Here is a 14,281-nt window from a genome sequence, read left to right as displayed (position 1 = left end):
TCCGACACCCCGGGCTCAGCGTTGACCGGCCCCCGTGAACTCCTTCACCTGGGACGCCGTGGCGGTCAGACCGGGGTCGTTGTCCAGGTAGTGGCGCGTCTCACGGACGATGAGGCCGGAGAGGACCAGGAGGCCGATGAGGTTGGGGATGGCCATGAGGCCGTTCATGACGTCGGCGAAGTTCCACACCACCTCGAGCTCGGTGACCGCCCCCACGAACACCACACAGGTGAACACCATGCGGTACGGGATGACGCCGCGCGCGCCCACGAGCCGCTCCATACAGCGCTCGCCGTAGTACGACCAACCGAGGATGGTGGAGAAGGCGAAGAACGCGATGGACACCGCGACCAGCTTGTCGCCCTCGGGGATCGCGGAGCCGAAGGCGTCTGCGGTCATCGTCCCGGCGCTGTCGCTGCCCTCCTGCCACACACCCGTGGTCACCAGCACCAGACCGGTGAACGTCACGACGATGATGGTGTCGATGAACGTCTGGGTCATCGACACCAGGCCCTGCCGGGTGGGGTGCGTGGTCTTGGCGGCCGCCGCCGCGATGGCTGCGGATCCCATACCGGACTCGTTGGAGAAGATGCCGCGGGCGACACCCATCTGGATGGCGTAGAGGATCGCCGAGCCGACGAAGCCGCCGACCGCCGAGGTGCCGGTGAAGGCATCCGAGAAGATCTGACCGAATGCCGACGGGATCTGGCCGGCGTTGACCGCGAGCACGACGGTCCCGCCGACGAGGTAGAGCACGATCATCAGCGGCACGAACCCGGCGGTGACGCGGCCGATCGCCTTGATTCCGCCGAGGAGGACCGCGCCGGTGAGGACGAACATCACGATGCCGGTGGTGACGTGCGGGACGCCGAACGAGTTGTCCAACTGGGTGGCCACCGCGTTGCCCTGCGTCATGTTGCCGATGCCGAAGCTGGCCAGGACGGCGAACACTGCGAACACGATGGACAGGACGAGGCCGATCCTGCCGCCGGTGCGCCCGAAGAGTTCCGCGAACCCCCGGTGCAGGTAGTACTGCGGGCCGCCGGACTGCTCGCCGCGGGCGTCGGTGACGCGGAAGCGCACACCGAGGAACGCCTCGGAGTACTTGGACGCCATGCCGACGAGCGCGGTGATCCACATCCAGAAGAGGGCACCCGGTCCGCCCAGCGCGATGGCCGTGGCGACACCGACGATGTTGCCCACACCGACGGTCGCGGCCAGGGCGGTGGTCAACGCCTGGTACTGCGAGATGTCACCCTCGCCGCCGTCGTCCTTCCGTTTGAGCAGCCCCAGCCGCAGGGCGGGGACCAGCTTGCGGAACTGCAGCATCCGCAGCCGGATCGTCAGGAACAGGCCGGTGCCCAGCAGCAACGGGATGAGGACGAACGGCCCCCAGATCACCGATCCGATGTCGGCGAGAAACGTGTTGATATCTTCCACGGGCGGAAACATTAGACGGTCATTCGTCCGGTTCGGGGCGCAGTGGGATAATTCGGTCATGAGCATCGATCCCGCCGGCACCGACGACCCGCTGTCAGAGTCCGAAATCCAGGAACTGCGATTGGAGATCGACCGCCTGGACGCCGAGATCCTCGACGCGATCGTCCGCCGCAGCGAGATCTCCAAGCGCATCGGCCGCACACGGATGAAGTCCGGCGGCACGAAACTCGTCCACACCCGGGAGCTCAAGGTCTACGAGCGGTTCTCCTCACTCGGCGAGGAAGGGCAGACCCTCGCCGGCATGCTCCTGCGTCTCGGCCGGGGCCGCCTGGGCTACTAGCTGTACTGACAACCAGGGCCCCGGCTACTCCTCCGGCCCGACCCTGCCCGCCGTGGACGCGAAGCCCAGCCAGGTGTGGTGATTGTTCGCCCAGCACCACCCCACCTTGGGTGCGCCCTTGTTCGCTTTGCCATCGCGGCCGGTCCCGCCACTGATCCACAGTGCGGGCGTCCGCGAGTCCAGCCCGCCGCCCTTCTTGGGTTTGCGTGAGCCGATGCACATGAAGCACTTCCCGGGCTCCAGTAGGTCGGGGCGCTGAAGCAGCCAGCTGATCCCCTCGGAGACGGTGAGCGGGGTACGACCCCGGGCGTCCATCTCGGTGTGGGCGTCGGTGGGCGTCCAGTCCAGCATGTCGTCGTCGCGTGTCACGTCCCCCACCAGGTACAACGGGGCGTCCGGGACGTGGACGCCGTCGGTGGGCACGAACTCGGCCAGGTCGGTCATGTCGACGACGACGAAGCCCGCCTTACCGTCGCGGCGCATGAGGGTGGCCAGTCGCGCGGTGGGCACCAGGGACGGGTGGACGGCCAGCACGGACCCGCCACCGCCTTCGCTGTCACCGGGTCCGGCAGGCAGGGCGCGGGCGTGGGCCCGCAGTTGGTCGGCCGTGATTCCGGCGAGCTCGGGCACGCCGAGCTCGATGAGTCGCTCGGCCTGGCGGGCGATGGGGGCGTCGGGAGGAACTACGGGGGTCACATCGCCGGAACGGCCCGCGGCCCGCCGTTATTCCCGGTTAGCCTCGAAGCCATGACCGACATCAGCACGACGAAGCAGTGGACAGCGGTGGAGAACCTGGTTCCGTCGATCGGCGAGGTGTCTCTGCGGGAGCTGTTCGACGCCGACCCGGACCGCGGCCGCCGGATGTCGGTCACCGCGGGCGATCTGCACGTGGACCTGTCCAAACATCTGGTCACCGACGAGATCCTGTCCGCCCTGCTCGAACTCGCCCACGCCGCCCGGCTGCCGGCGCAGCGGGCCGCGATGTTCCGGGGCGACCGCATCAACACGACCGAGGATCGCGCGGTTCTCCACACTGCGCTGCGTCTTCCGCCCGATGCCGAACTCGTCGTCGACGACCGGAACGTGGTGGCCGACGTCCACGCGGTACTCACACGCATGGCCGACTTCTCCGACCGCGTCCGCTCCGGCGAGTGGACCGGACACACGGGCGAGCGGATCGACACGGTGCTCAACATCGGCATCGGGGGCTCCGACCTTGGCCCGGTGATGGTCGACAGCGCCCTGCGGCAGTTCCGGACGGCCGGCATCAGCGCCAGGTACGTCTCCAACGTCGACCCCGCCGACCTCTCGGCCACGCTCGCGGAGATCAACCCGGCAACGACCCTGGTGGTGGTGGCGTCCAAGACGTTCACCACCCAGGAGACCATGGCCAACGCGCACGCGGCGCGCCGCCACTTCGTGGAGGCCCTGGGCTCCGACGACGCGATCGCCTCGCACTTCGTCGCCGTCTCCACCGCCGCCGAGAAGGTCGCCGACTTCGGCATCGCGGCGGACAAGATGTTCGAGTTCTGGGACTGGGTCGGTGGACGATATTCCGTCTCCTCCGCCATCGGGCTGTCGGTGATGATCACGGTGGGGCCACCGGCGTTCATCGAACTGCTCGAGGGCTTCCACACGATGGACGAGCACTTCGCCACCGAGGCGCCCGAGCACAACGCACCGGTCCTCATGGCGCTGCTGGGGATCTGGTACACGTGCTTCCTCGGGTCGCAGTCCAAGGCCGTGATCCCCTACGCCCAGGACCTCCGACGGTTCCCGGCCTACCTGCAGCAGCTGACCATGGAGTCGCTCGGCAAGTCGGTCCGGCTCGACGGCTCCGATGTCACCTACCCCACCGGCGAGGTCTACTGGGGCGAGCCCGGCACCAACGGCCAGCACGCGTTCTTCCAGCTCCTCCACCAGGGCACCCAGCTGGTTCCCGTCGATTTCATCGGGATCGCCCGCCCGGGCACGGACCTGGACGCCCACCCCACCGACGGGTCGGACGCGGTGTCCATGCACGACCTGCTCATGGCCAACCTGTTCGCGCAGTCGCGGGTCCTGGCGTTCGGCAAGACCGAAGAGGAGGTCCTCGCCGACGGCGTCGACCCGACCCTCGCGCCGCACAAGGTCATGCCCGGGAACCGGCCGTCCACCACGATCCTCGCGCCGTCGCTCTCGCCGGGCGTCCTCGGCCAGCTCATCGCCCTGTACGAACACATCGTGTTCACCCAGGCCGCGATCCTCGGCATCAACGCGTTCGACCAGTGGGGCGTCGAGCTGGGCAAGGCCCAGGCCGGCGAGTTGCTGGGCGCCCTCACCGCCGACACCCACCCGGGCCCCACCTTCGATTCCTCCACGGACTCCCTGGTCGAGATCTACCGCGAGGCACGCGGCCGGCGCTGACGCCCGCACCGGCGCCGTCTCCCGCGCCGGCTCGTGCGCCCGGCCCGCTCAGCGGGGTGCGCCGTCCCCCTCGCGCGGGGCGCGCCACCGTGCGATTCTTGAGCATGGCCACGATCTACTGCACCGCGACGAGCCTCGACGGGTACATCGCCGACGACGACGAAAGCCTCTCCTGGCTGTTCGCCACTCCCGGAGGCGCCGCGCCGGGGTCGACTGCCGGGGCCGATGACGAGTCGGTGCCCGAGCTCCACTTCGACCGGTTCTTCGCCGGCGTCGGCTCGATCGTCTGCGGTGCGAACACCTTCGAGTGGGTCCGCCGGGATCTCACCAAGGACGGCCAGCCGTTCGTCTGGCCGTACTCCCAGCCCACCTGGGTCGTCACCCACCGGGACCTCGACCCCGTCGACGGCGTGGAATACTTCGCCGGCGATATCGCCGACCTGCACCCCCGCCTCGTCGAGGCCGCGGCAGGGCGGGACGTCTGGGTGGTCGGTGGAGGCGACCTCGCCGGCCAGTTCGCCGATCTCGGCCTGCTCGACCGGGTGTGGATCCACCAGTGCGCGGTGGTCCTCGGCTACGGCCGCCCCCTGCTCCCCCGTCGGCTCCGCCTCCACCGTCGTCAACTCGACACCGACGGGCAGTTCACCGCCATGCTCTTCGACGTCGTCGGCCCGGAACCGCGCGATTCGGCCTAGCTGCTCGACCCCCAGCGCGTCTCCTGTGCTCCTCCGGTGCTCCCCCGGTGCGCTGGAGGAAAACCCTTGCTTGTTCGAATGTATGTGCGTATCATAGAACACAGATTCGACACCAGGTAGCCAGACGGTCAGGGGGTGGAGCACATGGGCGGAAACGCAGACACCGCGGCCGGTGGCCCGTCCCCATCCCCGTCCGGTGGCTCGCCCTCGTTTGGTGGCGGCTCCGGTTCCGCGGCGCCCGTGTCGCTGTCGGGGTTGCGGGCGGCGGCGCGGGAGGGGTGGATGGGCGAGAATCGTGCGGCGGCGCGCCGGTTCGTGGCCTGTTACGAGTTGTTTGTCGAATGCCAGCGCCGGGAGGAGTCCGGTGCGGGCGGCGGCGAGTGTCGGCCCGGGCATGCGGTGCTCGATCCGATCGATGTCGCGGCCGGGTACGTGGTGTCGGCGATGGCGATCTCGACGGGCCGGGCCGAACGGATGATCACCTTCGCCCTCGATCTGCACCTGCGGTATCCGGCGATCCTGTCCGCGATGGCGCAGGGGCGGCTGGATCTGCAGGCCGCGAATATCCTGGCCTCGCAGATGGCCACCGTCCACGTCGATGTGCTCGAGGCGGTGCAGCGGCAGGTCGTCGAGGAGTATCTCGCCGCGATCGAGGGCGGGGTGCGGTTGGGTGAGAAAGCCATCCGCGGCAACGTCGATGCGATCATCGCCCGCTACGACGCGAACGGCATCCGCTTGCGCCGTCAGGAAGCGGCCCGCACCCGCGGGGTGCGGTTCCACAAGGGCGTCGACGGCATGTCCAGTGTCTCGGCGATCCTGGCCACCGAGGAAGCCGCCGTCCTGGCCGAGGCCCTCGACCAGCGCGTGAAAGACCACAAGTACGCCGACACCCAAGCCGACACCGCCAACCCCGACACCGACACCGACACCAACACCGGCACCGGCGGCTCTGGCGAGGTCGAGGATTACTCGATCGCCGAGCGTCGCGCCGACGCCCTGATGTCTCTGGTGTGCGGCGACGCCGCCACGGCCGGCACCGCGGCCCGCCCCGGCGGGACCGGTGGGGTGGCGTTGCGGCCGAAGGTCACCGTCATCGCCACCGGCAACCACGCCCGCGACGCTGGCGGCGCCCGGGTGGAGTTCACCCGCACCGGCCAGGCCGCCCTGCAGGCCCTGCTCGACATGCTCGCCACCAGCGACGGCGCCACCTTCGAGCCCATCGATCCCCACATCGGCGCCGCCGATGACGCCCGCGCCGCCCTGAAATACCGGCCCAGTGCCCAGTTGGCCCGCCGGATCCGGCTGCGGGACGGCACCTGCCGCCACCCCGGCTGCGCGATCCCGGCCGAGGCCTGTGATCTGGACCATGTGGTGCCGTTTGATCACGCCGACCCCCAGCGGGGCGGACACACCATCGAGGCAAACCTGGCCGCAATGTGCCGCCGGCACCACCGGTTCAAGACCTTCTCCGACTGGATCTACGACCTACAGCCCGACGGCACCCTGATTGTGCGCACCCCGGACGGCACCACCATGCTCACCCGACCCTCCGGCCCGCTGGCCGAGTACCGGCGTGAACAGGCGCGCGCCGAGACCGAGGCGTGGACCCGGCAGCAACGCCGCAGCCCCGGGCCCACCGGTGACGAGCAGGCCGACGCCGAGCCGACGTTCTGGTCGCGCCGCGCCGAACGCCACCGCACCGAACGCCGCAACGCCGAACGCGCCCGCACCTTTGACCCCACCCCACCCGCGCCCGGCACGGGCGCCTCCAGCTCCAGCACCGGCGCGGCCAGCTCCACCACCGCCGCGGCCACCGACACCACGCCCGAGAAAGCCGCGCCCGAGAAGGCAAGGCATCCGCGCCCTACTCCACGAACGCCTCGACGAACTCATCGACCCACCACCCTTCTGACACCACGAGGGCCGCGCCGGGCATGACCGGCGCGGCCCTCGTCGGGGCCCGGGTGGGGCCACCAGTGGGTCAGACGAAGCGGCGGCTGATCTTCTCGGGCAGGAGCGTGAGCAGCGGCCCGATCGCCTTCCACGGCTTGGCGGGAACCAGCGCGCGGGTGGGCTCGGCGTCGATCGTTTTGACCAGGGCATCGACGCCTTCGTCGAACTCGGTCATCAACGCGGTCTTCACCGACCGGTTGATGTCCGTGCGGATATACCCCGGGAGAATGTCCGTCACCTTGATCCGGCTGCCCGCGCTGTCGAGCTCGGCGTAGAGACCCTGCGCCAGGGCCGAGACGAACGCCTTGGTCGCGCCGTAGGTGTTCTGCGCCTTCGGCATGCCGCGCAACGAACTCACCGACGAGATGAACACCAGGTGCCCCTCACCCCGGGTGAAGAGCCGCTCCATCGCCGCCTCGGCCTGGTTCAGCGTCCCCACCACGTTCACCATGGCGGTCTCCCGGTTGGCGTGTGCCTTCCCCGTGCCGATCGAGGCGCCCTTGCCCAGCCCGGCGTTGAGTACGAACCGGTCGATGCCGCCGAGCTCGGCGTCCAGCTCGCCGAACACCCGCTCCACCGCGTCACCGTCAGCCACATCGAGCTCGCGGACCGCCACCGTGATCGAGGGATTCGCCGCCAGCAGTTCGGCACGGAGCTCCTCCAAGCGGTCCAGGCGCCGCGCGCACAGCGCGAGGTTCTTCCCCTGCGCGGCCCAGCGGCGGGCCATTCCCTCCCCGAGGCCAGAGCTGGCACCGGTGATCAGAATCGTCTTGCGGTCGGTCACGAGTTCTCCTCCGTTGGCGATGCGCCCAGTGTGGCACGACGCGGCTGGCAGGACGGGCAACGGTAGGCGATGCGATCCAGGGAGTCGCTCGGTTCGTACGGGTCCGCGAGTCCTCCGAGACGGAACGTCTCCACCTCGGTCCCGCACCGGCGGCACGGCTTGCCGTCGCGGCCGTACACCCACAGCTCGCGCCCGCGCCGGGTGTCGCCGGTCGTCACCCGGACTGTGCGGTCGGCGTTGGCCACCAGCATCCGCCGCGCCAGAGTGACCATCGCACGGAGGTCCGGCACGACCTCGACGGGATCCCGCGGGTCCACCCCGCGCAGGAAACACAGCTCCGCCCGGTAGACGGTCCCGATCCCGGCCAGATTGCGCTGGTCGAGCAACGCCTCGCCGATCGTACGAGTGGGTCGCTCGCTGATCCTCCGCACGACCTCGTCTGTGCTCGTCACCGGGTCCCAATCCGCGCTGAGGAGATCGGGCCCGAGGTGGCTGACGGCGCGGTCGGCCTCGGCGGGGGTCAGTGCGCGGAGCAGTCCGAGTTCCGTGCCCACCACCTCGACGTCACCGGCACGCAGGAGCAGCCGGACGGTGTGCGCGGGGAACCGCCACCGGTCCCCCGCACGCAGGACGTGGATGCGGCCCTCCATCTTAAGGTGGATGTGGAGGGTGACGGGGTCACGGCCCTCATCGTCGGGGCCGACGACGACGAAGAGGTGCTTCCCCCGGGACCGGGCCGTCACCACCGACCTGCCCGTGAGATCGACGGCGGCGAATCTCGGTACACGGAGCTCGCTCCTGTCCAGGGTGCGGCCGGCGAGGGCCTCGCGGACCCGCGCCGCAGCCCGGTGCACCGAATCACCCTCGGGCACGGTTCACCACCCCAGTTCGCGGCAACCGACGACCCCGGCGGTCTCGATCTGCACCGTCACGTGCTCGATCCCGTGCTCCTCCAGGAGGACGCGCCGAGCCTCGCCGAGCACCTCTGAGTGATCCGCGACCGAGTCGACCACCAGGTGCACGGTACCCACGTCCATTCCCGAGGTCAGTGTCCACAGGTGCAGGTCATGGACCTCCTCGACGTCACGCAGGGCTCCCAGCTGGGCCTCCACCTCCACCGGATCGACGCCGACGGGTGCGTGCTGGGCGAGGACCGCGACCACCTGGCGTCCGAGCACCACCGCGCGGACCACGATGAACACGGCGATCGCCACCGCGACCACCAGGTCCCACACCGTCGACCCGGTCGCCCGCATGAGCAGCGCCGCCACGATCACCCCGACGGACCCTGCCGCATCGGCGAGCACCTCGAGGTACGCGCCACGCACTGCCAGACTCTCGTCGGACCCGCTGCGCAGCAACAGCAGCGAGATGACGTTGATGACGAGTCCCAGCGCGCCGACGACGAGCATCGTCCCGGTGGCGACGGAGGCGTCGGAGCCGAGACGACCGACGGCCTCGATCAGGACGTACACGCCCATGCCGAGCATGATGAGCACCGCCAGGCCGGAGGCGAAGATCTCCACGCGGTAGTGGCCGAACGTCCGGCGGCCTGATGCGTCGGGCCGGGTGGCGACCACCGTGGCCAGGAGGGCCGCGCCGAGTGCCACCACGTCCGCGCCCATGTGGCCGGCGTCGGAGAGGAGGGCGAGGGAGCCGGAGACCAGGCCGGCGACCAGTTCGACCCCGAAGAACGCCGCCGTCAGGGCGAACGCACCCCCGAGGCGCGCCCGGTATCGCCCACCGGCGTGGCCGGAGGGACGACCATGGGAATGGCCCGCACCCATTCGACAACACCCCTTCCAATACATGCACTAATGCGCATACTCTAACTATTCGCCGCGGCCGACTCAAGATGTGTTCAGCGGCGGATCCGCAGCCCCTTGGGAGTGATGCCGAAGCCGGCGGCCTCGAACGCCGCGGCATGGGACGAGGTGTGGACGGGCTCGCCACCGAGGGTGGTGACGGTGAGCGCGCCGACCGCGCCGGACTTCACGGTTCCGGCGAGCGCCGTCGCAGCGGCCGGGACGGCACCGGCGCGGTCGTCGAGGACCAGCACGGTTCGCCCGCCGCGTTCGACGAACAGCACACACACGCCGTCGACCAGCACCACCAGAGCTCCCGCCTTGCGACCGGGGCGGTGTCCGGACCCGTTCCCCGTGCCCTCGCCACCCGCGGCCCCGTCACCGGTCGTGCGTGCGGAGGGCCAGGGCAGAGCCGCCCCGTAGGGGTTGGCGGGGTCGGTCGCGGCGAGGACCCGAACGGTGGGGTCGTCCGCTCCGGATGGCCAGTGGGCGTCGTCCGCGGTGTCGTCGAACGTCCGCAGCCGGTCGATGGTGTTGCCGGCGGCGAACTGGGCGGCTCCGAGGCCGTCGACGAAGTACCCACGCCGACAGCGGCCCGAGTCCTCCATCTGCGCCAGTACCTTGTACACGGCCGCGAACCCGCCGGGGATCTCCTCGGCCTCCACCGCGCCCCGGGTGACCACACCATGACGCAGTAGCAATGTCTCGGCCCAGGCGTGAGCACGCAGCGTCGCGTCGGTGACCGGCTCCGGCACCAGCGACCAGCGGCCGGCGAGCAGGGGCGGCGTCCTCGTCCCCGCGGCGGCGGCGCCGTTCAGTTGGGCCATGGTCGTCCTGCCCAGCCGGGCACGGCGCGGTCGGGCGGAGGACCTGGGCGAACGATGCGCGGTCCCCGACCCCGAGAATCCGCCGCCGGCCAGCACCGCGCGCAGCGGAGCGAGGGTGTCGTTGGTGACCGCTCCGTCCCACACCAGATCCCACAGTGCGTCGCGGACCGCGGCCTCGGTGAGGGTGAGCACGGGGTCTGTAGTCGCAGGGTCTGTGTACGCAGGGTCTGTAGGTGCAGGGTCTGTAGGCGCGGGCGCAGCCGCGTCTTTCACCTTGGCGACGATGTCGCGGAAGAACAGGGCGCCGCCGCGCAGGGAATCGACGACGGCGAGGTGGACCGGCCCCTCCGGCTTCGGTCGATCGAGGGGCAGGGTCGCACCGGCCGAATCGGCTGGGTGCAGGGAGACCCAGCCGTCGCGTGAGCCCGCCCGACCGCGCCCGCTCCAGATGACCTCTCCCCCGGCCAGGAGTTCGTCGAGCATCGTCGGCGAGTAGTCCCGCACCCGGGGCGCCAGGATCAGCGGTTCGAGAGCGGAGGCGGGCAGCGCGAGGCCGTCGAGTTGCTCGATCACGGCGAGAACCCCGTCCACGCCTGACTCGGCGCCTGACTCGGCGCCGGCCGCTGTGCCCGCACCTGCTCCGCTGCCGAGGCTCTGCCAGCCGGGCAGGAAGCGACCCAGCGCGGAGTGCGAGACCGGCTCGATCTGCGAGCGCAGTGCGGCCAGCGAGCGGCGACGGATGTGCCGTAGGACCTCGGCGTCGCACCACTCGGGGCCCGTCGCGCCCGGACGGAACTCGCCGGCCAGCAGCACCCCGGAGGAGGTGAGCCGATCGAGAACGCCGCGGGCGACGGCCACCCCGAGCCCGAAACGCTCGGCGACCGCGTCGACGGTGAACGGGCCGTGGGTGCGCGCATAGCGCCGGATGAGCTCACCGAGCGGGTCGGTGACATCGCCGAGGAACGCCGACGGCACCCCGGGCGGCGGCGGGACACCCAGTCCATCGCGGAGCCTGGACACGTCTTCGACGCCGGCCCACCACGTCCGGCCGGAATGCTCGACGGTGACCACGCGCCACGCCTCGGCCAGGGAGGCGAGCCAGGCGGGAGCGGCGTCGGGGTCGGTGGACCGGGCCGCGACCTCCTCGGCCGTGAGCGGGCCCAGCAGGCGCAGGAGATCGACCACGGCCTCGGCGTCGCGGGCGGCGCGATCGGGCTCGAGGTGCTGCAGCCGCCGTTCGATCGAGTCCAGGACCTCGATGTCGAGCAGCTCGCGCAACTCGACGCGACCGAGGAGCTGCCCGAGCAGCGACGGGTCGATCGCGAGCGCCGCCGCCCGCTTCTCCGCCAACGGCGAGTCGCCCTCGTAGAGGAACGCCCCGACGTAGTCGAACAGCAGCGACTGCGCGAACGGCGAGGCACTGGGTGTGTCCACCTCGACGATCCGCACAGTGCGCGACTCGATCTCGGTCAGGATCCGCTCGAGCGCCGGGACGTCGTAGACGTCCTGCAGACACTCGCGCACCGCCTCGAGGATCATCGGGAAGTCCGGGTAGCGGCGCGCGACGTCGAGCAACTGCGCCGACTTCTGCCGCTGCTGCCACAATGGCGCCCGCCGGCCGGGGTCGAGCCGGGGGAACAGCAGGGCGCGCGCCGAACACTCACGGAAGCGGGAGGCGAACAGTGCGGACCCGCCCACGTGCCGGGTGACCAGGTCCACCGCCTCCTCGGCCCCGATGGCGAACGTCTCGGCTCCCGGGCGTGCGCCCACCTCGCCGTCGTCGCCCATGTCCGGTACCCGGAGGATGATGCCGTCGTCGGACACCACCGGCACCGCGTCGAATCCGTGCGCGGCGGCGAGCCGGGCGCGCACGGCCTCCGCCCACGGCCAGTGCACCCGCGCCCCGAACGGCGAGTGGAGAACCACCCGCCAGTCGCCGACCTCGTCGCGGAAACGCTCCACGACGAGCGTGGTGTCGCTGGGTACATGACCGGTGGCCTCGCGCTGTTCGGACAGGAAGCGCCGGAGATTGGTCGCGGCGTTGGCATCGAGGCCGGCGGCGTCCAGCCGGGCGGTGGCCTCCGCGTCCGTGCCGCGCGCGACCTCCCGCAGGAAGCCGCCCAGCGCGCGGCCGAGCTCGGCGGGCCGACCCTGGTCGTCACCGAGCCAGAACGGCAGCCGACCGGTGCCGCCGGGCGCGGGGGTGACCAGCACCCGGTCATGGGTGATCTCCTCGACGCGCCAGCTCGAGGCCCCGAGCGCGAACACGTCACCGACGCGGGACTCGTAGACCATCTCCTCGTCCAGCTCCCCGACACGGGTGGCCTTCTCCCCCACCATGAACACGCCGAACAGTCCGCGGTCCGGGATCGTGCCGCCCGAGGTGACGGCCAGCCGCTGGGCGCCGGGGCGGCCGGTGAGCGTCCCCGCGTCGCGGTCCCAGACCAGGCGCGGCCGCAATTCCGCGAAGTCCGCCGACGGGTACTTGCCGGCGAGCATGTCGAGCGTGGCCTCGAACGCCGACCGCGGCAGCCCCTGGTACGGGGCCGTGCGCCGGACGGCCGAGAACCACTCCTCCACGTCGATCGGCTCCAGCGCACACGCCGCCACCGTCTGCTGGGCCAGGACGTCGAGGGGGTTGGCGACGACCGACAACTCCTCGATCGCACCGGCGAGCATCCGCTCCACGGTCACCGCGCTGTGGACCAGGTCCGCACGGTGCTTGGGGAACACCACCGCCCGGGAGACCTCACCGACCTGGTGACCGGCACGGCCGACGCGCTGCAGCCCCGACGCCACCGACGGCGGTGACTCGACCTGCACCACCAGGTCCACCGACCCCATGTCGATCCCCAACTCGAGGGACGACGTGGCCACCACCGCCCGGAGCCGGCCCGACTTCAACGCGTCCTCGATGAGCGCCCGGCGCTCCTTGGACACCGACCCGTGGTGGGCCATCGCCAACTCCGGCGGTGCGCCCCGCGTGACCTCCGAGGGCACCATCACCTGCGCTGGCGGCCGGGCCGGGGGCTCGGGCAGGGACCCGGGGTCCGTGTCCTCGGCGTAGATCTCGTTGAGGCGGGCGGTGAGCCGTTCGGCCAGGCGACGGGAGTTGACGAAGACGATCGTCGAGCGGTGCGCGGTGACCAGGTCCACCACCTGCCGCTCGACGTGCGGCCAGATCGACCCCTGCCCCGGCGTGCCCGCTGGTGCGGACACATCCGGGGCGGCCGAGGACAGGTCGGTCATGTCCTCCACCGGAACCCGGACGGACAGCTCGAAGCTCTTGTCCGACCGCGGCGCCACCACGGTGACCGGGCGCTCACCCGCCAGGAAGCGGGCCACCTCGGAGTGCGGCCGGACCGTCGCCGACAACCCCACCCGCTGCGCGGGCGCGTCGAGCAGCTCGTCCAGACGCTCGAGGCTCAGCGCGAGGTGCGCGCCGCGCTTACTGCCGGCAACCGCGTGGATCTCGTCGATGATGACCGTGTCCACGTCCGTCAGGGTCTCGCGGGCCGCCGAGGTCAGGAGCAGGAACAACGACTCGGGCGTGGTGACCAGGATGTGCGGTGGCCTGGCCCGCTGGCGGCGTCGCTCGTCCGGCGGGGTGTCACCGGTCCGGATCCCCACGGTCACCTCCGGCGTCTCCGTGCCCAGCGCCGCGGCCTCCCGGGCGATCCCCGCGAGAGGCGCCCGGAGGTTGCGCTCGACGTCCACGGCCAGCGCCTTGAGCGGGGAGATGTAGAGGACACGGGTGCCGGGCCCGGACGCGCGGGCACTCCCGGCGGCACTGCCCGGGTCGGGTTCGGCCGGGCCCAGGAGAAGCCCGTCGAGCGCGGCGAGGAACGCCGACAGCGTCTTGCCCGAGCCCGTCGGTGCGACGACCAGGGTGTGGGCACCGCCCGCGAGGGCCGCCCACGCACCGGACTGCGCGGCGGTGGGCGCGCCGAACGCACCACGGAACCAGGAGGCGGTGGCCGGGTGGAACCGGTCCAGGGCGACGGACATGAACACATGATGTCGTACGGCTA

10 protein-coding genes are annotated in these 14,281 nt (G+C 71.1%); 4 read left to right on the top strand and 6 right to left on the bottom strand.

Features of this window, described 5'->3' with window-relative positions; translation table 11 throughout:
- Positions 1 to 15: 15 nt before the first annotated feature.
- Complete coding sequence (locus J1M64_RS17075) at positions 16 to 1,452, bottom strand: sodium:alanine symporter family protein (protein WP_206474916.1); 1,437 nt, start codon at positions 1,450 to 1,452, stop codon at positions 16 to 18.
- 46 nt (positions 1,453 to 1,498) lie between these two features.
- Here J1M64_RS17075 and J1M64_RS17070 point away from each other — a divergent pair, with 46 nt between their 5' ends.
- Positions 1,499 to 1,780 carry a chorismate mutase gene (locus J1M64_RS17070; protein WP_069388780.1) on the top strand — a complete coding sequence of 94 codons (282 nt, stop codon included), beginning with the start codon at positions 1,499 to 1,501 and terminating at the stop codon, positions 1,778 to 1,780.
- 24 nt (positions 1,781 to 1,804) lie between these two features.
- Here J1M64_RS17070 and J1M64_RS17065 read toward each other — a convergent pair whose 3' ends face one another.
- Positions 1,805 to 2,476, bottom strand: a complete 672-nt coding sequence (locus J1M64_RS17065) for a DUF5701 family protein (protein WP_206474915.1) — start codon at positions 2,474 to 2,476, stop codon at positions 1,805 to 1,807.
- A gap of 51 nt (positions 2,477 to 2,527) precedes the next feature.
- On the opposite strand from J1M64_RS17065, the gene pgi reads away from it, so the two are divergent.
- From pgi to J1M64_RS17050, 3 genes are all read left to right on the top strand, one after another.
- On the top strand, positions 2,528 to 4,186 hold the full coding sequence (gene pgi / locus J1M64_RS17060; protein ID WP_206474914.1) for a glucose-6-phosphate isomerase: 1,659 nt from the start codon (positions 2,528 to 2,530) through the stop codon (positions 4,184 to 4,186).
- A gap of 104 nt (positions 4,187 to 4,290) precedes the next feature.
- Positions 4,291 to 4,881, top strand: a complete 591-nt coding sequence (locus J1M64_RS17055) for a dihydrofolate reductase family protein (RefSeq protein WP_206475035.1) — start codon at positions 4,291 to 4,293, stop codon at positions 4,879 to 4,881.
- 282 nt (positions 4,882 to 5,163) lie between these two features.
- Positions 5,164 to 6,819, top strand: a complete 1,656-nt coding sequence (locus J1M64_RS17050; RefSeq protein WP_241261666.1) for an HNH endonuclease signature motif containing protein — start codon at positions 5,164 to 5,166, stop codon at positions 6,817 to 6,819.
- 43 nt (positions 6,820 to 6,862) lie between these two features.
- Here J1M64_RS17050 and J1M64_RS17045 read toward each other — a convergent pair whose 3' ends face one another.
- The 4 genes from J1M64_RS17045 to J1M64_RS17030 all read right to left on the bottom strand — a co-directional run bounded on the left by J1M64_RS17045 (position 6,863) and on the right by J1M64_RS17030 (position 14,258).
- Positions 6,863 to 7,618 (bottom strand): SDR family oxidoreductase, encoded by a 756-nt coding sequence (locus tag J1M64_RS17045; RefSeq protein ID WP_120283998.1) that lies wholly within the window; start codon positions 7,616 to 7,618, stop codon positions 6,863 to 6,865.
- On the bottom strand, positions 7,615 to 8,490 hold the full coding sequence (locus J1M64_RS17040) for an Fpg/Nei family DNA glycosylase (protein ID WP_206474912.1): 876 nt from the start codon (positions 8,488 to 8,490) through the stop codon (positions 7,615 to 7,617). Before J1M64_RS17040 ends, J1M64_RS17045 begins: the two co-directional genes overlap by 4 nt.
- Before the next feature lie 3 nt (positions 8,491 to 8,493).
- Complete coding sequence (locus J1M64_RS17035) at positions 8,494 to 9,405, bottom strand: cation diffusion facilitator family transporter (RefSeq protein WP_206474911.1); 912 nt, start codon at positions 9,403 to 9,405, stop codon at positions 8,494 to 8,496.
- Between the two features lie 74 nt (positions 9,406 to 9,479).
- Positions 9,480 to 14,258, bottom strand: coding sequence for an ATP-dependent helicase (locus J1M64_RS17030; RefSeq protein WP_206474910.1), 4,779 nt, complete (start codon positions 14,256 to 14,258; stop codon positions 9,480 to 9,482).
- Positions 14,259 to 14,281: the final 23 nt, after the last annotated feature.

The organism is Dietzia sp. KRD202 (assembly GCF_017168155.1).
Lineage (GTDB): Bacteria > Actinomycetota > Actinomycetes > Mycobacteriales > Mycobacteriaceae > Dietzia > Dietzia kunjamensis.
Note: the sequence above shows the minus strand (reverse complement) of the source record. Positions and strands in the feature narration are given on the sequence as shown.